Genomic DNA, 19,897 nt, shown 5'->3' on the forward strand with positions numbered 1-19,897 from the left:
GCTATCCAGAGGTCGGGCCAGCACCTGGCCGGCCCTGATACTAAACAGCCCGATTGAGCAACATCGACTTGATCTGGCCAATCGCCTTGGTCGGGTTCAAGCCTTTCGGACAGACGTTCACGCAGTTCATGATGCCATGGCAGCGGAACACGCTGAATGCGTCGTCCAGATTCCCAAGTCGTTCGGTGGTCGCGGTGTCGCGGCTGTCAGCCAGCCAGCGGTAGGCGGCGAGCAGCCCGGCCGGACCGATGAACTTGTCGGGATTCCACCAGAAGGAGGGGCACGAAGTAGAGCAGCAGGCACAGAGAATGCACTCGTACAGGCCGTCAAGCTTGGCGCGCTCTTCGGGGGATTGCAGGTGCTCACGCACCGGCGGCAACTTGTCATCATTGATGAGGAAGGGTTTGACCTTCTCCCACTGGGTGTAGAACTGGGTCATGTCGATCACCAGATCACGGATCACCGGCAGGCCGGGCAAGGGGCGGATAACGACGTTATTGCCCTTCTTCAGCAGGTCGGAGAGCGGGGTGATACAGGCAAGACCGTTCTTGCCATTCATGTTGAGACCGTCTGATCCACAGACCCCTTCGCGGCAAGAGCGGCGGAAGGCGAGCGTGGGATCCAGCTCTTTCAACTGGATCAGTGCGTCGAGCACCATCATGTCGGAACCTTCAGGAATATCAAGACGATATTCCTTCATATGGGGGACGTTATCAACATCCGGATTGTATCTGTAGACAGAGAATGTGACGTTCATAGGGCTGGCTCCGCAATCAGTAAGTCCGGACCTTGGGCGGGAACGCCTCACGGGTCTTAGGTGACATGTTGACAGCGCGACGGGTCATGGACTCGGTGTCCGGATGATAGAGGCTGTGGCACAGCCAGTTCTCGTCGTCGCGATCCGGGAAGTCAAAGCGGCAGTGAGCACCGCGACTCTCGGTACGGAAGTTGGCGGCAACCGCCGTGGCAAACGCCGTCTCCATCAGGTTGTCCAGCTCCAGGCACTCGATGCGCTGGGTGTTGAACTCTTTGGAGGTGTCATCCAGACGGGCTGACTTGAGGCGCTCGCGGATAACCTTGAGCTCGGCCAACCCTTCTGCCATCGCCGCACCTTCGCGGAATACGGAGAAGTTGTTCTGCATGCAGCGCTGCAGGTCTTTGCGGATCTGCACCGGGTCTTCGCCGTTGCGGGTATTTTCCCAGCGGTTGAAGCGGGCCAGTGCGGCATCGAGATCCGACTCGGAAGCATCGCGGCCGTGATCCATCTCGCCCAGGGTGTTGACCAGATGCATGCCGGCCGCGCGGCCGAACACCACCAGATCCAGCAGGGAGTTGCCGCCCAGACGGTTGGCACCGTGTACGGAGACACAGGCAATTTCGCCCACCGCAAACAGACCGACCACCGGCACATCGTTGCCGTTCTTGTCCTGGGTCAGGCACTGGCCATTCACGTTGGTCGGTACGCCGCCCATCATGTAGTGGCAGGTCGGGATGATCGGGATCGGCTCTTTGACCGGGTCCACGTGGGCGAAGGTGCGAGAGAGCTCGCAGATGCCCGGCAGACGGGATTCCAGCACCTCTTTGCCGAGGTGATCCAGCTTCAGCTTGATGTGCGGGCCCCAGGGACCATCGCAGCCACGGCCTTCACGGATCTCGATCATGATGGAGCGGGCCACCACGTCGCGACCGGCCAAGTCCTTGGCGTTCGGCGCGTAACGCTCCATGAAGCGCTCGCCATCTTTATTGAGCAGATAGCCACCTTCACCACGGCAGCCTTCAGTTACCAGCACCCCTGCCCCGGCGATGCCGGTCGGGTGGAACTGCCACATCTCCATGTCCTGCACGCCGACACCGGCACGCAGCGCCATACCGACACCGTCACCTGTATTGATGTGGGCGTTGGTGGTGGACTGGTAGATACGACCGGCACCGCCAGTCGCCAGCACGGTGGCCTTGGCCTTGAAGTAGACCACTTCACCGCTCTCCATATCGATGGCGGTACAACCCACCACATGGCCATCCTGGTTTTTCACCAGATCCAGCGCATACCACTCGGAGAAAACGGTGGTCTTGTTCTTGACGTTCTGTTGGTAAAGGGTGTGCAGCAGGGCGTGGCCGGTACGGTCGGCGGCCGCTGCGGTACGAGCAGCCTGCTCGCCACCGAAATTCTTGGACTGACCACCAAACGGACGCTGGTAGACAGACCCGTTATCGAAACGGGAGAAGGGCAGCCCCATGTTCTCCAGCTCATAGATAGCCTCGGGACCGGTTTTGCACATATACTCGATGGCTTCCTGATCACCGATGTAATCGGAACCTTTTACCGTGTCATACATATGCCACTGCCAGTTGTCATCGTGGGCATTGCCCAGCGCAACCGTGATCCCGCCCTGGGCGGAGACAGTGTGAGAACGGGTTGGAAAAACCTTGGACAACAGAGCGCAGCTCTTGCCGGACTGGGCAATCTGCAGCGCGGCGCGCATACCGGCACCACCGGCACCAATCACCACCGCATCAAATTCACGAGTTGGAATAGTCACCTTACACACCCCACAGCACGACGAAACCCGTCATCAGATAGACAAACAGCACCACGACCAGGGCAAATTGCAGCGCCCCGCGCAGCCCTACCGGCTTGATATAGTCAGTCAGCACCTGCCACAGACCAATCCAGGCGTGGATCAGTACGCAGAGCAGGGTCAACAGGGTGAATACTTTGGTGAATGTTTTGGCGAAGAAGCCTGCCCACACCTCGTAGGTGATGTCGTTGAACGCGACAAAGCCCACCAGATAGAGGACATAACAGGTCATGATGAGGGCGGTGGCGCGGATCAGGATGTAATCATGAACGCCGCTGCGCCCGAAGGTTGCAGAATTGGTTACCATACAAGCACTCCCGCCAATACAGCCAGGATCGCGGTGATCACGAAGGCCACGCGGGCGCTCTGATTGCCGGATTCCAGCTCTTCCCAATAGCCCATATCCATGACCAGATGACGCAAGCCGCCCACAATGTGGTATGCCAGCGCAGTCAGGATCCCCCACAGCACGAGTTTGACCAGGAAGTTGTCCATGATGGCAACCACGGTTTCAAACCCTTCGGGAGAGGCGAGTGAAGTACCAAGCATCCACAGCAAGATGCCCAGTGCAACAAAGGTAATGACCCCTGAAACACGGTGCAGGATGGATGCAATGGCAGTGACAGGAAAGCTGATCGTCTGTAGGTCGAGGTTGACCGGTCTCTGTTTGTTTTTCACGCTTGCCCACTCAGCTCCATTGAGCACGTTAGTTATTGTTTTAACTCACACTTGAGGGCACGGAATGGTGATTGTTGGTTTTTTGTTACCAAAACACTCTGAAAAAGCCAAAACGCGAGTTTTCGGTTTCACATCAGGCTTTGCCAAAGCGTTTCAAACACCCGCAGCCATGACCCACGTGGCGCAGTATATCGGCGGCCTTAACCGAAGACAATCAATTAGCTACAAAGAAAACACAAAACCGCAAACTCGATCGCATATTTAATTTAACATTTCATTAATGCCATTAATGGGGTTCCAGCAAAATTGACATTGATAAGGAACTCTGTTTCAAATAAGGCGCTCCAGCCACTTCGGTATGGGTAACAACCTTTGCCAGCGTCATAAAAGTCGTAATAGAGTAGGACTGGAACCAAATTATAAAGAGCAAAGGAGACGTGCTATGGCTGATAAGATAGCCACCCTACACCTGCCCGGAAAAGATCCGGTCGAACTGCCGATCCTCTCCGGCACCATCGGCCCGGATGTTATCGATGTCAGAAAATTGGGATCACAGGGGTATTTCACCTTTGACCCCGGTTTTATGGCGACCGGTTCTTGCAAATCTGCCATTACCTACATTGACGGGGATCAGGGTGTCTTGCTGCACCGTGGTTACCCCATCGCCCAATTGGCCACCCAGGCCACCTATCTGGAAGTCTGCTATATCCTGCTGTACGGCGAAGCGCCGACCAAGGCCCAATATGCCGAATTCGAACGCTTAGTCACCCGCCACACCATGGTGCACGAGCAGATCGCCTTCTTCTTCCGCGGCTTCCGTCGCGACTCCCACCCCATGGCCATCATGTGCGGTGTAGTCAGCGCCCTCTCCGCCTTCTATCACGATGCCCTCGACATCAATAACGAGCAGCATCGCGAGATCTGTGCCTTCCGTCTGCTCTCCAAGATGCCGACTCTGGCAGCCATGTGTTACAAGTACTCCATCGGCCAGCCGTTCATGCAGCCGCGTAACGCCCTCTCCTATGCCGGTAACTTCCTGCACATGATGTTTGGCGTGCCGACCGAAGAGTACAAGGTCAACCCCATCGTTGAACGCGCCATGGATCGAATTTTTACCCTCCATGCGGATCACGAGCAGAACGCCTCCACCTCCACCGTTCGTCTGGCTGGTTCCTCCGGTGCCAACCCGTTCGCCTGTATCGCCGCGGGGATCGCCTCCCTGTGGGGACCGGCCCACGGTGGTGCCAACGAAGCCTGCCTGCGCATGCTGGAAGAGATTGGCTCGGTGGATCGCATCCCCGAGTACATCGCCAAGGCCAAGGACAAGAATGATCCGTTCCGTCTGATGGGCTTCGGTCACCGCGTCTACAAGAACCACGACCCCCGTGCCACCGTGATGCGCGAAACCTGCCACGAAGTACTGACCGAGCTGCAGATCAAGGATCCGCTGCTGGACGTGGCCATGGAGCTGGAACGTATTGCGCTCTCCGACCCCTACTTCGTCGAGAAGAAACTCTACCCGAACGTAGACTTCTACTCCGGTATCATCATGAAGGCGATCGGCATCCCGATGAGCATGTTCACCGTGATCTTCGCCATCTCCCGCACCATCGGCTGGATTGCCCACTGGAACGAGTTCCACTCAGACCCGGACAGCAAGATTGGTCGCCCACGCCAGCTCTACGTAGGCCACCCGCTGCGCGAGTTCACTCCACTCGAGCAGCGCTAACCACTGCGCTGATATGGTTTGTTACAAAGGCGGTCATTGACCGCCTTTTTGTTTGCCGCTCTAATGCCCCCTTTCGCGTTAAGGAGTCCATTATGAAACCACTGTTTATCAGCGCAGCCTTGCTGCTGACCGCCTGCCAGAGCACCCCCGCCTCGTCACAGGGGGAGACCCTCTATATCAACAGCCAGTTGGTCGATTGCGTCGGAGTTGGCCCAATGCAGTGCATGCAGGTTCGCAGTGATGAGCAGCAGCCCTGGACGCTGTTCTACCAAAATATTGAAGGTTTCCAGTTCGAGCCTGGCTATCGCTACCAGCTCACTGTCAGCAAAGAGCCGCTCACCGATGTGCCGGCCGATGCTCCCTCCGTGCGCTATCAGCTGATCCAGGTGGTGAACAAGGTCGCCAGCAAGTAACAAACACGATCAAAAAAACGGGGGATGGCTGATGCCATCCCCCGTTGGTTTATGGGTACTGCGCCTCATCAGGCACGATCAGGTCGTCGCCAGCGCCATATGCAGCAGCGGATAGGGCTTGCCCTGACCATCCAGCGGCGAGCGACCCGTCACTGTGAACCCCATCTTCAGATAGAAGCCCACCGCCTGTTCGTTCTGCTCGTTAACGTCAACCTGCGTCGCGCCGCACTGGCGGATGGCATGTTCCACCAGCCGGCGACCCACGCCACTGCCGCGCTCCGCCGGCGCCACAAACAGCATCTCTATCTTGCGATCGCACAGCCCGCAAAAACCGGCAATGCGCCCTTCCTCCGTCCGGGCACAGTGCAGTGTCACCGCATCGAAGTAGTGCTCCAGAATAAGCGGTTTAAGCGCGAGGATCTCGGCCTCGGGCAGGAAGTGGTGGGTCGCCCGAACAGAGGCCTCCCACAGATCGATCAGGGCCGGATAATCGGCCCGGGATACCGGAACAATCGTCATGAAATAACTCGATATGATAACCAGCGGGAAGAGACACCTTCCCGCTGGCAACGGTGATTAGCGCGCCTGCACCGCCTGCAGTAGCACCGACATATCAGCGCCAAAGTTGCGGCTGCGGATCGCCTCGCGAATATCCGCTTCGCTATAACGGCTGCCCGGATAGACCACCACACAGGAGGTGTCGCCAGGCTTGAGGAAGTGGGTCTCGCCAAACGGGGTATAACGGGTGGCGCCGATACTGATGAGCGCGTGGGGAGGATGCCCCGCCTGCGCCAGCAGCCCCTGAATGTGCTCCGCCGGCCCTTCATCCTGCTGATGATTGAACTTGTCGATGGCCCAGTCGAGCAGCTTGCCGTGGAAGTAGCTGTAGTCGATGGCGGCGCTATCTACCCCGTAGGCGTGCAGCTCACCGTCCCGCTCCAGATAGCAGGCGATGCGATAGTCATCGAGCTCGCAACCGGCGGTAAAACCGGAAAGCGGCAGCAGCTTGGCCGCCAACCCCTTGCTCTCTTCGCCCCAGTTCTTTTTCTCGCTGATCTTCTTGGCGTTGGGACGACGGATGGAGCAGTCGTTATAGGCACCAAAGGCACGGGGATGGATCGCCACCACCTGCTTGTCGGCATACTCCAGCTCGCACCAGAGGGCTACTTCCGGCTCGATCTGCACCTTCTCGTCACCGCTGACCGCCGCTTCCGGCAGGAAGATCGCCTTGTCGCTCAACGGGAATACCCCGAGCTGACCCGGATGGCCCGGCACGAAGAAGGGGAACAGCGCCTTGGGCGCCGTGGTATCGCGCACCACGACCGCCACGAAATCCGACGCTTCACCCGCCTGCTCCAGATGACCGGCGAAATTGCCCGCTACCCCGAGTCCGATAAACTTGCTCTCTGCTGTCACTTGCATCTTGCTCACCTGCATCTTGCCAACGCAAGGTAGCAGGCTCGTCGCCTACTACCGCTAAAGTGGCAAGATTAAACCACAAGGACCCCGCCTTCGCCCAGTCCGGCCCTGTCGTGGTGTGCGCCAGTCCGCTTTTTTAGGGACGAGAAGGCTGTGGTGAACCAGCCATTGCGCACTCATTCAGCTACGCGGTCACCGCGCTGGAAACAGTGCGTTTCCGGCATCTCCCCTCTTTCTCCTTGGGACTCAACTTCATCTTTGTTAGGCTGCCGGCATGCAAAACAACTGTGCGCTTGAGTGCGCCACTGCTCATCACGGCAACCCCATTGGAGAGAAAACAGATGATCGACAAACTCGCCTGGCTCACCTTTAAAGATCAGCAACTGCTCTGCGCCCGCTCCCACGGCAAGGGCATCTATTACATCCCGGGCGGCAAGCGGGAACCGGGCGAGAGCGACGAGGCGGCGCTGATCCGCGAGATTGAGGAGGAGCTGGCTGTCACCCTGCAACCCGACACCCTGCGCTTTGCCTGCGAGTTCAGCGCCCAGGCCGATGGCAAACCGGCAGGAGTCGAGGTGAGACTGCGCTGTTACACCGGCAAAACAAGCGGCACCCCGATCGCCTCGGCAGAAATTGCCGAGCTGCGCTGGCTCGACAGCTCTCACCTCGATGAGCTCTCCCCCGTCTCCCGCCTGCTGTTTACCTGGCTCGTTGAGCAGGGGCTGATCCGCTGACAAGCCGTACTCGCGGCGAGCATAAGTACCTCCCTCATATGAACCAACGGTGGCAATCAGCCACATAACAGCGCAACGACAAGGATGTCAGATGAACATTGTGGAAGTTAAGAGCGCAGCAACCTACCAAAGTGCGCTCATCACCCTGCTGCAAGATTGTGTCGATAGCGGCGCCTCGGTCGGCTTTTTACCGCCGCTGACCATGGAGGAATCTGCCCGCTACTGGCAAGGAGTTGACGCGGATCTGGCGACAGGTCACCGAAAGCTGTGGCTTGCCCTTGAGCAACAACAGATTGTGGGATCGGTTCAGCTCGCGCTCTGTGGCAAGGCCAACGGTCGCCACCGGGCCGAAGTGGAAAAACTGATGGTACTGCAAACGGCGAGAGGCAAAGGTGTCGGTCGTGCGCTGATGCAGGCCTTGGAACAAGGCGCCCATGCCGCGGACCGTTCGCTGCTGGTGCTGGATACTCGCGCCGATGATGTGGCCTCCCACCTCTATCGTCAACTCGGCTATCTGGAGGGGGGCCAGATCCCGAGCTTTGCACGCAACGCCGACGGCACCCTTGCAGCAACCGCAATCTTCTACAAACTGCTCTGACTATCTCCTATCTCTTATCCACATACAGCAGGGCCGCACCAAGCGGCCCTGCTTGTTGCCAGCGTGACTGTTTGTTGCAGCAATATGGCTTGCGACGGATTGCCACGATAGAGCCATTGCTCCTGTATGCCTCAACACCGCCAATTGCTCACCCCAAAATACAACCAAATAAACAGAAAGATTAATTAATGATTAAAACACCCCCCTTTTCTTCTTCATCTATTGCCTCATCAGGCGTATCGTGAGAGACCCATTTGATAATCAAATCTATGTTGTTCACTGCCTTGAGGAATAATGGATGCCCACTTTGTCCCGTACAGTTACCTCCCCCAAAAAGTTCATCATCGGTCAACACCTTCTCCCGCAACTCCATGAGCACGTTAAAGATTTTGGTGACTATGCGTTACTCATCAGCGATGAGTTCATTCTGGAGCGGGTACGGGAAGAAGCTTTGGCGGGGCTCCTGCAGGCAGGCCTCAGGGGAGTGGTCGACAAGTTTCGCTATGAATGCACCGAACAGGAGATCCACCGCCTGACCCACCTTGCAGAGCAATATGGTGCGAACGTGATTGTCGGGATCGGCGGCGGCAAGACGCTGGATGTCGCCAAGGCCGTGGCCTTCTATCTGCGCCGTCCGGTTGTGCTGTTCCCGACGATTGCCTCCACAGATGCTCCCTGCACGGCACTGGCGGTGATCTACAACCAGGCGGGGGAATTTGAGCGCTATCTGTTCCTGCCGCAAAATCCGGACGTGGTGCTGGCTGACACTGCCATCATTGCCGCCGCCCCTCCCCGCTTCTTTTCCGCAGGCGTTGGCGATGCCCTGGCCACCTATTTCGAGGCGCGCGCCTGCTATCGGGCGGACGGGCTCAATCTGGTCGGCAAGCGCCCTTCACGTACTGGCCTTGGTCTGGCACAGCTCTGTTACGAGCTGCTTGGTGAGAACATCGAGCTGGCCATGGATGCGATACGCCACCATGTCTCGACTCCGGCGCTGGAGCAGGTTATCGAGGCCACCATCTACCTCAGTGGCGTCGGCGCAGAAGCCGGTGGGCTGGCCGCCGCTCATGCAATCAACAATGGCATGTCACTGATCGCGGAACTCCATCGTGCCCAACATGGCGAGAAGGTGGTCTTCGGCCTGCTGACCCAACTCGTGCTTGAGCGCGCCCCGCAACATGAGCTTGATGAGGTGTTTCGCATCATCGACTGTGCAGGCCTGCCCATGACACTGCAAGAACTGGGGCTCACCCACTTTGATGAAAGCGAGTGGCGCAAGGTGGCGCAGCTGGCCTGCGATCCCCTCGATACCATGGGCAACATGCCGATGACAGTGAGTGAACAGGATGTCTACGCCGCCATGGTAGCGGCCAATGCCATGGCTGAGCGTTATCGCCTCTGCCATCCCCGCATCTGATTGCTTGCCGCACTAAATAGGCAAACAGTAAAAAGGCTTGCCCATTGGCAAGCCTTTTTCATCTGCATCCCCCCCCCTTGTCGGGGTAGACGAAAGTCCGCGTTGACTCAGGGGAGTTTCACCGCTCGCACTTCAACCTCTGGCAGGGCGAAGGCATCTTGCGCGGTGATGAGTTGCAGCTCGTAAGCCTGCTGGCGCCAGGTCTCCTGCAGCACCGCATCCACCGAGGCGTTGGTGCGCTCGAACGCGCTAACCGCATCGTGACCGGCCAGCAAATTGGCCAGCATCAGGGCGCTGATAAGATCGCCAACCCCCACCGGCTGGCGGGCAAAGTCATAGAGCGGACGGGCAATCAGGTAATCCCCTTGCGGGGTCGCCAGCAGCATCTCGAAGCGGCTGGAGTCCTGCGCCGCACGACCGAGATGCTTGACCAGCACCAGCTTGACGCCGCGGGCCAGCAGCTGATGGGCAGCCGCGCGGGTCTGATCCAGATCAGCCAGATGGGTATCGCAGAGGGTCTCCAGCTCCAGCAGGTTGGGGGCCATCATGTCGGCCACCGGCAGCGCCTGCTCGGTCAGGAAACGGGTGACGCCGGGAGCGACGATACACCCCTTCTCCGGGTGCCCCATCACAGGGTCGCAGAAGTAGATGGCATCGGGGTTGGCCGCCTTGACGGCGTTGACCACGGTCAGGATCTCGTCTCCCTGTTCGGCGGAGCCAAGATAACCGCTCAGCACGGCGTCACACTGGCTCAACACCTCGATATTGCCCAATCCTTTCACCAGCGCACTGATATGACCCGCCGGCATCGCCATTCCCTGCCACCCCTGGGCATATTGGGTGTGGTTGGAAAACTGCACCGTGTTGATGGGCCATACATCCATACCAAGGCGACGCATGGGGAAGACGGCCGCGCTGTTGCCGGCACAACCAAAGACCACGTGGGACTGAATAGAGAGAACGGATTTCATCGGGAATACCACAGCAAAGGATCAGCAAGGTGGGCAATATATCGGATGAAGATAACGATGCGCCACCTTGGCGCGGGATGAACAGGCAATTTCCTGACTAAAGACAGGTTTTTTACGCCATTTGGCCCGCGTCAACAGGGTGAGCGGCGCCATGATCCGCCGCGTCCGTCCGTCACATCCCGTTACGTTCAACAGCATGACGGGCAAAGTGATAGACCCATCCCTCATCACAAGGCATGTCACTGGGTGGCGAAATCAGCTCAGGCAATACCGTCACCTTGCCACCAGCGGCATATTGCAGCGCCATCAGGGCGCAGAGCGCCGCATCGTAGCGATCGGTGCCGACCAGCACATCCGCAGGCAGCTGTGCCGCCAGCTCGGGCCATGCCGGGGAGGCCTTGCCGCCCACTTTGGCCAATGCCGGATAGACCTCCAGCACGGCGCGACTGGTCTTCGGAGCAACGGTCGGCACCAGTTGCAGATCCGAGAGTCGCGGCAGCATGGAGAGCGCTAGGGTGGCGTTGTTGCCGAGCCGGTCGAAGGTAGCCGACAGCGGCTTCTTGCCGTACTGCTGATACAGCCAGCGCTCGCAGTCGCGGTAGGCGTAGGGGTTGTCTATCTCCCGCTCGGGCACGGCACAGCTGTGTGGCTGGCCATTGAGCAGATCCCGCAAGGCACGGGGAAAGGCGAGCGGAGCATCGATACCGAGCGCCAGTTGCGGGCAGGCTTCTACCTGCATCAGGGTCAGCTCGTTTTGCAGGGCCGGACGCAGCAGGGCGGCCAGATCCGGCGCCACCCGCGAGCTCAGACGAAACAGCGGCGACACCCCGAGCCAGTGCAGGCGGTTGGATTCGGCCTGCCAGCCCACCACGGCCACAGCCTGGGCACTGCCCTGCCAGCCACGCACATCCCAGCCGATCCCGATTGCACTCATCTGCCCTGCCGTCATCAATTACCTCTGTTCGCCTGTCACAAGTTGCAAGAGACACAGGGTAATCAGCAGAGGCCCTTAACGCAAAGCGAACCGCCCACTCAGAACGATTTCTGGAAGTTCACCAGTGGCAGAATGGGGAACACGCCGTTGGCGGCATAGTTGGCCAGCCCGATCTGCAAGCCGTCGAGGTGCTTGGTCGCATTGATAAAGCCAATCTGGAAGGTGGTACGCTCGGCATAGTTGACGAAGCCAACGTTGGCCAGCGCATTGCCCTTGGCGATATTGACCGCCCCCCAGTTAAGCCCCTGCACATTGTTGGTCAGGTTGACCAGCCCCAGATTGACGCCGGTATCCTGCCCTTCGTGCCAGTTGATGGCGTTGATGGCGACCCCGCCAAACTGGTGGCGCACCCGACCAGCACCGAGGAAGATCCCGAGCTGCAGGCCGCTGAACTGATCCACATCGGAGAGGGCGAAGATCGGCAGATCAATACCCTTCACCTGACCGGTCCGACCGTAGAGCAGCGAGGCGCGCGCCCCTTCCACCTGATGGGACGCGGGCAAATTGACCCCGGGCAGCGAGACCTGCACCGGAGTACTGGCCTGCGCGACACCGCACAGAGTAAGGGCGCTGCATGCCAGCAGCAGGCGGGAGAGTGTCATGGAAAGTTCCTTGGGCCATTGAGAGTGGCCCGATCCTAACAGTCAGGGGAGAGTGTGGGCACACCAGCAGGGACGAGGTGCGTCACGATACGTCACGGTTGGCCCTCTCACCTCTCCATCAGGACTTGCGAAAGCGCCACCTCAAGAACAATCGGCCACTTTTTCGCAGCGAGTGGCCCCTCTTCCTTTCTTTGCCTGAGCGAACTGCCTAAAATAGTCGCCCTGCTGTATCCGGCATTCATCCATCTAGAGGATTTCCCATGGAGACGTTTCTGCTCGAAGGTCACCCCTTCGTTGCCTTGTGTGACCTTATCAAACATCAGGGGTGGGCCGATTGTGGCGGCGCCGCCAAAGCCCTCGTTGCCGAAGGGCTGGTCGAGGTGGACGGTCAGGTGGAGACCCGCAAGCGCTGCAAGATCGTGGCCGAACAGGTGGTCAACTTCAACGGCATGAAGGTTGTGGTGAAAGAGGGCGTCAGCCCGGAGATTGGCTAATCCCGTCTTGGGGAGCCACTCTCCGGCAACCCGCTAGCTGGCCTTGATCGACAGGGTCAGCACAAAACGCGCCATCGCCTCATCCCCGTTCAATGACGGACAGGTGGCCACCACCCGGATGGGGCGATTGATGCGCTGACCGCTTGCCAACGATTCGTCGATCATGGCATCAATCTCCTCCCCCGCTGCGCAGTCGAACTGCACATCCCCCTCCGGTCGTTTCAAAAACTCCCCCTGCACATCCTTGAAGGCGAAGTGCACCTTCTTGCGCCGCTGCCGCCCCTTCTCCATCACCAGCAGACCGCCCACCAGATCGGCGCCAGTCGCCAGCGCACCAAAATACATGCTGCCCAGATGGTTTCGGGTACGCCAGCCAAGGGGAATGCGAATGCGCAGCGCCTTGGCGTTCATCTCTTCGATGATCGGGGCACAAAACCCGATGACGGGAATGTAGCGCCAGGCAAATAGCCGGAGCGCCAGATTGGCTTTGAAGCGTTGCAAATCCATATGCGAACTGATCCGATGAGTTAATGTAAACAACATGTTGCCTGCATCTGCGTCATTCGACAAGCACAGGGATCACGCTTACGACCTTTTGCCCAACCCAAAAAAACAGAGGAAACCGCACCGGTTCCCTCTTTTCGTTCATGTCGCTGTTACAGCAAATGTGCCGATCAGGCGCGCTTCTCTTCGAGCCAAGCCCCCTGACTCTGCATCTCGAACAGCTGGGCATAGTGACCGCCGAGGGCCATCAACTCACCATGGGTACCCCGCTCATTCACCTGACCGCGGGAGAGCAGCAGGATCTCGTCCGCATCGACGATGGTCGAGAGGCGGTGGGCGATGGCGATGGTGGTGCGGCCACGACGGGCAGCAGAGATCGCCTGCGACAGCGCCAACTCGGTCTGGGAGTCCACGCTGGCCGTCGCTTCATCCAGAATGAGGATACGCGGATCTCCCACCAGTGCACGGGCAAAGGAGAGCAGTTGCCGCTGGCCGGCGGAGAGGTTCTTGCCCCCCTCCTCCATCAAGGTGTTGATCCCCTGTGGCAAGCTGCGCACAAAGTCGGCCAGCTGCACCTCGCTCAACGCCTGCCAGAGCCGCGCTTCGTCTATTCCGGCGCGGCCGAGACGCAGGTTCTCCGCCAGGGTGCCGACGAAGATAAAAGGATCTTGCTGCACCAGCCCGATGCTGCGGCGCACCGCCGCCAGCGACAGGGTATCCAGTGCGTGATCATCGAAGCGGATCTGCCCCTGAACCAGCGGATAGAAGCCCATCAGCAGGCTGATAATGGTGGACTTGCCGCTGCCGGTATGGCCCACCAGCGCCAGCATCTGGCCCGGTTTTGCGGCAAAACTGACCTCCCGCAGCACCTGCTGCTCACCATCGTAGGAGAAGCTCACCCGCTCGAAACTGACCCGCCCTTCTAGCGGGATCATCTCGCCCTCGGTGCTTTCGCGGGTTTCATCGAGCAGGGCAAAGACCCGCTCCCCCGCCACCATCGCCTGCTGCAACTGGTTAAGCTGGTTGGTCATCTCGATGAGCGGCTCGATCATCCGGCCCAGATAGCTGATAAAGGCGTAGAGCACCCCTACCTGAATAGCACCCGCGTGGCTCCCCCCCTCATGAGCAAACAGCGCCAACAGGCCAATCAGCACCATCATGTAGAAGAGATCGATGAGCGGACGCAGCAAAATGCCGTTGATCTTGAGGCTCTTGATCCGTGCCGACCAGTGTTGCTGGTTCACCTCGGCAAAGACGTTGGCAAAGTGGCGCTCCTGCACCATCGCCTGAATAACCGGCATCCCCTGCAGCGACTCGTTGAGGCGGCTGTTGATGTCGGAGAGCAGACTGCGGGTCGCTCGCACCACCGGCACGCTCAGTTTCTGGTAGAGCCACATCACCCCACCCACTGCGGGCAGCAACAGGGAGCAGACCAGCATCAGCCGCAGATCCAGCAGCGCCATCGAGATGAGGATGCCGCACAAGAGCACCACTTTTTGCACCAGCAAGCCGATCACCTGCACATAGAGGTTCATGATCGCCTCGGTGTCGTTGGTGATGCGGGAAATCAGCGAGCCGGATCGATGCTTGTCAAAGTAGCGGGCCGGCAAGCGGATGGCGGTGGCAAACACCTGCTCGCGCAAGGTTTGCACCACCGCCTGGGCGATACGGTTAAAGCGCAGGGATTGCAAATAGAAGCCCGCCGCCGAGAGTACCTGTAAGCCCAGATAGCCCGCTGCAATCAGGGCTATGGTGGGCAGCACGATATTGCGAGGCGCCAGATAGTCATCGATAAAGAGCTTGATCAGCAGCGGCCCGGCCACTTCGGCGCCGGTGGCGAGCAGCAGGCAAATCCCCGCCTGGATCAGCCAGCGAGGATACTGGGCGCAGTAGGCGAGCAGTCGTTTAATGGTCGGATTCACAGGCTCTCCTCCACCGCTTCTTCGAGACGCTGATAACGCACCATATCTGCATACCAGCCATTGTGCGCCATCAGGGCACCGTGATGACCTCGCTCGCTAACGGCCCCCTGCTCTAGCACCAGGATCTCGTCGGCCTGCTCCACCGCCGTCATGCGATGGCTGACCAGGATCAGGGTGCGACGATGGGCTTTGAGAGCGTGCAGAATTTGCTGCTCGGTGTGGGCATCCACCGCCGAGAGCGCATCATCGAGCACCAGAATGGGCGCCTCCAGCAGCAGGGCGCGGGCAATAGCCAGCCGCTGTTTCTGGCCGCCGGAGAGGGTCACTCCTTTCTCGCCCACCTCGGTCTCATAACCCTTGGGGAAACGCACGATATCATCGTGGACACAGGCAATACGTGCCACCCGTTCGACCTCCTCGCGGCTCGCATCGGGTTTGCCCAGGGCGATATTGGCGGCGATAGTGGTGGAAAACAGGAATGGCTCCTGCGGCACATAGGCAAACTGGCTGCGCAATGTGGCGAGCGGCAGCTGGTCAATCAGAACGCCACCCATGACAATCGAACCGTGGGTCGGATTGGCAAGGCGCATCAACAGCTTGAGCAGGGAGCTCTTGCCTGCCCCGGTGCGCCCCACCACCCCGAGCATCCCCCCTTGCTTGAGGGTAACGTCGATATCCGCAAGCAGGGTGCGCTGCTCAAGTTGATAGCTCACCCCTTTGATCTGCAAAGGAAAGGCAGAGGTAAACGCGGCCGGCTGGGCGGGCTCTTCGATATCGCTGCGCTCCCCCAGCAGGCTTTCGATACGGGAGTAGGCGGCGCTGCCCCGCTCGATGATGTTGAACAGCCAGGCGATGGCAAACATCGGCCAGATCAGCTGGCCGAGGTACATGGTGAAGCTGGTGAGCTCACCCAGGGTCAGCTCATCGCGCAGCACCAGCACACTGCCCCCCGCCACCGCGAGGAAGTAGGAGCAACCGATACAGAGATAGATGACCGGATCGAACTTGGCATCGATGCGGGCCACCGCCATATTGCGCTCCCCCGCCTGTTTGGTCAGCTCGGCAAAGCCTTCATCTTCCAGCGATTCAACCGCATAGGATTTCAACACCCGCACGCCGGAAAGGGCCTCCTGGGTCTTGTTGTTGAGCTTGGAGAAGGCCCCTTGCGCCGCCTTGAACTGGGTGTAGATCTGGGTGCCGAAGCGGTTCATGAAATAGGCCATCACCGGCAGCGGCAGCAAGGAGAGCAGCGTCAACTGCCAGGAGTACTGGCTGCACATGATGGAGAGCACCAATACCCCGACCATGATGGAGTCCACCAGAGTCAGCACCCCTTCGCCAGCGGTCATCTCCACCGCCTGAATGTCATTGGTGGCATGGGCCATCAAATCGCCAGTACGGTGGCGCTGATAAAAATCGGGGCTCATCCGGGTGAAATGACTGAACAGGCGATTGCGCAACACATAGGCCAGACGGTAAGAGGCACCAAACAGCATCACCCGCCAAACGTAGCGCAGCAGATAAATCAGCACACCCAGACCAAACAGCCCCGCCAGATAGCGCATCAGGGTGCCATTGTCGAGACCGCCTTTGGTGATGCCATCCACCACCCAGCCCACCACTTTGGGCGGAATAACGGTCAACAGGGCCACCATCAGCAGCAGGGAGATGGCAGCCAGATAACGGGGCCACTGCTCCTTGAAAAACCAGCTCAATCGTAGAAATACGCTCACACCACCAACCTTTAGCGCTCTCTGCCCGTGACCGCTCCAAGGAGCGGCCATCAGAGAAGCCACGCAGAAATAGAAGAATGAAAACAATCGCCTCCGGCTGGAGGCGATTCGAACGAAAGCTCATCATATCCCGAACCGGGATGGTTGAGAATAATTACTATTTAATTCACTGTGACATGCGATCATCACCTGATGAATAGGGATTATACGAATTTTCATGCTGCTCACCGGTCAACAGGAAGTGTGACACCTCTTCCCGGGTCTGGCTGAACACCTGTTGCAACTGCTCCAGATCCGTCTCGCTTAGCACCTCGTTTTGCCGCAAGCGCCACTCCAGCTCGCCAGCCACCAATTGCAGACGGGCCGCCGAGATATTGGCAGACACCCCCTTGAGGGTGTGCAGCAGCTTGCTGGCCACCTCGGGCTGCTGACGGCGCAGGGCGGAGCGGATCTCCCACAGATCGTCCTTGTGCTCCGACATGAACAGCTTGAACAGGATCTGCAATGCCTCCTTGTCCTGCTCCAGCCGCTTGAGTGCATCCTGCAGATCGAGGATCCCGATCATATCCGGCGGTTTCACCTCCATGATCCCCGCCTGCTCCACCCCTTGCGGCTTTACCCACTGCAGCAGGTTGTTGTAGAGATCCAGCTTGCTCACCGGCTTGGTGACATAGCCATTCATCCCCACCCCCAGGCAACGCTCCTTGTCACCGGGCATGGCACTGGCGGTGAGGGCAATGATGGGCACATCGTGTTTGTCGACCATCTTGCGGATCTGGCGGGTGGCATCGAGTCCGTCCAGCACCGGCATCTGCAAATCCATCAGGATCACGTCAAAAGGCTGCTCGGCGACCCGCTCCACCGCCTCCCGACCATTGCTGACCACACACACTACCGCATCGACGCGCCGCAGATATTCGATGATAAGCTGCTGATTAACCCGGTTGTCTTCCGCCAACAGCACTCGGGTGCCCTGCAACAGGGATTTGAAGTGTTGCTGATCCCCCTGTGCCTCGGCCTTGCGCAGGTTGAGCTCGTAGGAGCTGCCGTTGAGCAGTTCGTCCACCTTGGCCAGCAGGGCATTTTCGGTCATCGGTTTGGGCAGAAAATGGGTCAGCCCCATGCTGTCCATCCGGGCGTGCAGCCCCTCTCTGGCCCAGGCGCTGATCATCAGGATGGGGATCCGCCGCCACTGGCTGTGCTGATACATCTCCAGCGCCAGATCGAGCCCATCCTCCTGACCCATGCGCCAGTCGAGGATCGCCAACCGCAGATTCGGTCCCTCTTCACGGAGCAGCTGACGGGCGCGGGAAAGGGAGTTGACCGGCAGCACTCGCACTCCCGCCCGAGTCAGAATGTCCCGGGCCAGATCCAGCACCAGTTCGTTGTCATCCATCACCATCACCAGCGGCTGGTTTTCGAAGAATACTTTCCGTCCAGCGACGCCGTAGACCGCCTGCGCCATCGGAATATCGAACTTGAACAGAGAGCCGACGCCAGGCTTGCTCTCTACGGTGATCCGCCCCCCCATCAGCTCCACCAGCCGCTGGGAGATGTTGAGCCCAAGACCCGAGCCGCCATATTTTCGGGTATTGCCCGCCTCCAGCTGGGTAAACGCCTGAAACAGTTGGGTCTGCTTCTCTTCGGCAATGCCGATTCCGGTATCGCGCACACTGAAGCGGATCCGCATTGGGTGAGGATTGGCCAGCTCGATGCGGACTTCGACTTCACCGCGTTCGGTAAACTTGATGGCGTTGTTCACCAGATTGACCAGCACTTGTCCCAATCGCAAGGGATCCCCACGCAAGAAGACCGGCACCTCCGGTGACTTGCGAATAACCACTTCCACGTGTTTGCGCTCCGCCAGATCGGCAAACATGCCCGCCAGCGAATCGAGCTGCTCGCTGAGATCGAAGTCGATCTCCTCCAACGTCAGCTTGCCTGACTCCACCTTGGTCAAATCAAGGATGTCGTTGATCAGCAGCAGCAGGGTATCGGATGAGGATTTGATCTTGCCCAGATAGTCCCGCTGTTGCTGATCCAGTTCGGTCTGCAGTGCCAGCGAGCTAAAACCTATGATGGCATTCATGGGGGTGCGGATCTCGTGGCTCATGTTGGCCAGAAAATCGCTTTTGGCCTGGGCCAGCAAGCCGGTCTGGCGCGACAACTCGCTCAGCTTCTGGTTGCGGCGCCACAGGGTGAAGGCCACCAGCGCAAAGCAGATCAAGGCCCCGCACAACACCATCAGATAGAAGCGGTTCATCAAAGAGGAAGCGCGCTCCAGCTTGTCGAGTTTCCAGCGCACCAGACTCTCGATCACATGCATGTCGATGAGCTGGTAACGCAAGGTGTGATAGGCCATCACCTGCTGGCTCACCTCCTTGCTCAGGCGGATCAGGGTAGCGATATCCGGCAAATCGCCATAACGGGATTGCAACTGCTGCTGCAACTGGTTCAGCGCAGTCTGTTCACGTTTGTCCCAACTGCGCTGTAAATAGCTACTCAGTTGCGCAAGCTCCTCCAGATCGCGATGAAGCGCACTGTCTGACGGGCTTATCCCCCGCACCTTTTTAATCTGGGCCTGCAGGGGCGCATTGAGGTACTCGATAGCCATCTCAATGGCATGAAGCCTGGCCAGCGCCATCAGATAGGTGTCCATGTCCTCAAGCAGTGCCTGGGAGAGATCGTCTTGCACCAGCTCGGGATCGCTTCTGACTTCCCGTACAAAACCGTCAAGGGTGATGGATAACTGGTTCAGTCGCTGCTGGACATTGCTGTCATTGGCCTGCTCCCGCCCAAGCAGATAGACGGTATCGGCGTTGATCCGGTTCAGCACCACCTCGGCCGCGTCGTTCAGGTCGTGGGCCTGTTGCTGCTGACTGAGCGACTGCCAGCAGTAGCCCGAAAAGGCGAGCAGCAAGGCAACGATCAGCCCTGGCACAGCACGGTTTTTCCGTGATCCTTTATTCATCCCGTCTCGACTCTCATCTGGTGGTCGCTGAATTATCCGGTCAGGCAATGAACCCAGGGGGAATTATCCACTCCCGCTGGGCACTGTGTTACCGTTATTGCTCTGATATTTCGCTATTGTTTCGCGATTGCTTCATTCT

Annotated in this window: 20 protein-coding genes; 7 read left to right on the forward strand and 13 right to left on the reverse strand. The window is 58.9% G+C overall.

The window, feature by feature from the left end:
• Positions 1-40: 40 nt before the first annotated feature.
• Genes AB5Z05_RS01830 through sdhC form a run of 4 tightly spaced genes read right to left on the reverse strand, consistent with a single transcriptional unit; the run spans position 41 to position 3,257 of the window.
• Entirely contained in the window at positions 41-757 is a 717-nt protein-coding gene (locus AB5Z05_RS01830) for a succinate dehydrogenase iron-sulfur subunit (RefSeq protein WP_005333549.1), read from the reverse strand.
• Between the two features lie 16 nt (positions 758-773).
• Complete coding sequence (sdhA, locus tag AB5Z05_RS01835; RefSeq protein WP_139471773.1) at positions 774-2,540, reverse strand: succinate dehydrogenase flavoprotein subunit; 1,767 nt, start codon at positions 2,538-2,540, stop codon at positions 774-776.
• Between the two features lies 1 nt (position 2,541).
• Complete coding sequence (gene sdhD / locus AB5Z05_RS01840) at positions 2,542-2,886, reverse strand: succinate dehydrogenase, hydrophobic membrane anchor protein (protein ID WP_005333558.1); 345 nt, start codon at positions 2,884-2,886, stop codon at positions 2,542-2,544.
• Complete coding sequence (gene sdhC / locus AB5Z05_RS01845) at positions 2,880-3,257, reverse strand: succinate dehydrogenase cytochrome b556 subunit (RefSeq protein ID WP_005333571.1); 378 nt, start codon at positions 3,255-3,257, stop codon at positions 2,880-2,882. The genes sdhD and sdhC overlap by 7 nt, the downstream gene beginning before the upstream one ends.
• Before the next feature lie 64 nt (positions 3,258-3,321).
• Between sdhC and AB5Z05_RS01850 the strand changes: the two genes are divergently transcribed.
• From AB5Z05_RS01850 to AB5Z05_RS01860, 3 genes are all read left to right on the forward strand, one after another.
• Positions 3,322-3,522, forward strand: a complete 201-nt coding sequence (locus AB5Z05_RS01850; protein ID WP_124929313.1) for a hypothetical protein — start codon at positions 3,322-3,324, stop codon at positions 3,520-3,522.
• Positions 3,523-3,699: 177 nt separating this feature from the next.
• Entirely contained in the window at positions 3,700-4,986 is a 1,287-nt protein-coding gene (locus AB5Z05_RS01855; protein WP_005333572.1) for a citrate synthase, read from the forward strand.
• A 92-nt stretch (positions 4,987-5,078) separates the two neighbouring features.
• Positions 5,079-5,399, forward strand: a complete 321-nt coding sequence (locus AB5Z05_RS01860) for a DUF4377 domain-containing protein (RefSeq protein WP_368149968.1) — start codon at positions 5,079-5,081, stop codon at positions 5,397-5,399.
• Positions 5,400-5,477: 78 nt separating this feature from the next.
• On the opposite strand, the gene AB5Z05_RS01865 is transcribed toward AB5Z05_RS01860, so the two are convergent.
• Both AB5Z05_RS01865 and AB5Z05_RS01870 read right to left on the reverse strand, forming a co-directional pair.
• Positions 5,478-5,918, reverse strand: a complete 441-nt coding sequence (locus AB5Z05_RS01865) for an acetyltransferase (RefSeq protein WP_368149969.1) — start codon at positions 5,916-5,918, stop codon at positions 5,478-5,480.
• A 57-nt stretch (positions 5,919-5,975) separates the two neighbouring features.
• Positions 5,976-6,821, reverse strand: a complete 846-nt coding sequence (locus AB5Z05_RS01870; protein ID WP_368149970.1) for a DUF5718 family protein — start codon at positions 6,819-6,821, stop codon at positions 5,976-5,978.
• Positions 6,822-7,159: 338 nt separating this feature from the next.
• Between AB5Z05_RS01870 and AB5Z05_RS01875 the strand changes: the two genes are divergently transcribed.
• The 3 genes from AB5Z05_RS01875 (at position 7,160) to AB5Z05_RS01885 (ending at position 9,567) form a co-directional block, all read left to right on the forward strand.
• A complete protein-coding gene (locus AB5Z05_RS01875; RefSeq protein ID WP_368149971.1) occupies positions 7,160-7,552 on the forward strand; it encodes an NUDIX domain-containing protein in 393 nt (130 codons plus the stop codon).
• A 91-nt stretch (positions 7,553-7,643) separates the two neighbouring features.
• On the forward strand, positions 7,644-8,150 hold the full coding sequence (locus AB5Z05_RS01880; RefSeq protein WP_368149972.1) for an N-acetyltransferase family protein: 507 nt from the start codon (positions 7,644-7,646) through the stop codon (positions 8,148-8,150).
• 298 nt (positions 8,151-8,448) lie between these two features.
• The gene (locus AB5Z05_RS01885) at positions 8,449-9,567 is read left to right on the forward strand and encodes a glycerol dehydrogenase (RefSeq protein WP_368149973.1); all 1,119 of its coding nucleotides are present in this window, start codon (positions 8,449-8,451) and stop codon (positions 9,565-9,567) included.
• A gap of 107 nt (positions 9,568-9,674) precedes the next feature.
• Here the strand turns inward: AB5Z05_RS01885 and pdxY are convergent, their stop codons facing one another.
• From pdxY to AB5Z05_RS01900, 3 genes are all read right to left on the reverse strand, one after another.
• Positions 9,675-10,538 carry a pyridoxal kinase PdxY gene (gene pdxY / locus AB5Z05_RS01890; RefSeq protein ID WP_043824274.1) on the reverse strand — a complete coding sequence of 288 codons (864 nt, stop codon included), beginning with the start codon at positions 10,536-10,538 and terminating at the stop codon, positions 9,675-9,677.
• Positions 10,539-10,710: 172 nt separating this feature from the next.
• On the reverse strand, positions 10,711-11,487 hold the full coding sequence (locus tag AB5Z05_RS01895; protein ID WP_307896683.1) for a DUF429 domain-containing protein: 777 nt from the start codon (positions 11,485-11,487) through the stop codon (positions 10,711-10,713).
• An 83-nt stretch (positions 11,488-11,570) separates the two neighbouring features.
• Positions 11,571-12,134: a hypothetical protein gene (locus AB5Z05_RS01900; protein ID WP_005333596.1), complete on the reverse strand. Its 564-nt coding sequence runs from the start codon at positions 12,132-12,134 to the stop codon at positions 11,571-11,573.
• Between the two features lie 260 nt (positions 12,135-12,394).
• Between AB5Z05_RS01900 and ybcJ the strand changes: the two genes are divergently transcribed.
• Entirely contained in the window at positions 12,395-12,628 is a 234-nt protein-coding gene (ybcJ, locus tag AB5Z05_RS01905; RefSeq protein ID WP_005361116.1) for a ribosome-associated protein YbcJ, read from the forward strand.
• A gap of 33 nt (positions 12,629-12,661) precedes the next feature.
• Here the strand turns inward: ybcJ and AB5Z05_RS01910 are convergent, their stop codons facing one another.
• The 4 genes from AB5Z05_RS01910 to AB5Z05_RS01925 all read right to left on the reverse strand — a co-directional run bounded on the left by AB5Z05_RS01910 (position 12,662) and on the right by AB5Z05_RS01925 (position 19,758).
• Positions 12,662-13,135: a DUF4442 domain-containing protein gene (locus AB5Z05_RS01910; RefSeq protein WP_005352552.1), complete on the reverse strand. Its 474-nt coding sequence runs from the start codon at positions 13,133-13,135 to the stop codon at positions 12,662-12,664.
• 167 nt (positions 13,136-13,302) lie between these two features.
• Entirely contained in the window at positions 13,303-15,054 is a 1,752-nt protein-coding gene (locus AB5Z05_RS01915) for an ABC transporter transmembrane domain-containing protein (protein WP_368149974.1), read from the reverse strand.
• Positions 15,051-16,787: an ABC transporter transmembrane domain-containing protein gene (locus AB5Z05_RS01920; protein ID WP_368149975.1), complete on the reverse strand. Its 1,737-nt coding sequence runs from the start codon at positions 16,785-16,787 to the stop codon at positions 15,051-15,053. The genes AB5Z05_RS01915 and AB5Z05_RS01920 overlap by 4 nt, the downstream gene beginning before the upstream one ends.
• Before the next feature lie 166 nt (positions 16,788-16,953).
• Positions 16,954-19,758 (reverse strand): response regulator, encoded by a 2,805-nt coding sequence (locus AB5Z05_RS01925; RefSeq protein WP_368149976.1) that lies wholly within the window; start codon positions 19,756-19,758, stop codon positions 16,954-16,956.
• Positions 19,759-19,897: the final 139 nt, after the last annotated feature.

The organism is Aeromonas sp. R2-4 (genome assembly GCF_040908365.1).
In the GTDB taxonomy this organism is placed as follows: Bacteria; Pseudomonadota; Gammaproteobacteria; order Enterobacterales; family Aeromonadaceae; genus Aeromonas; species Aeromonas veronii.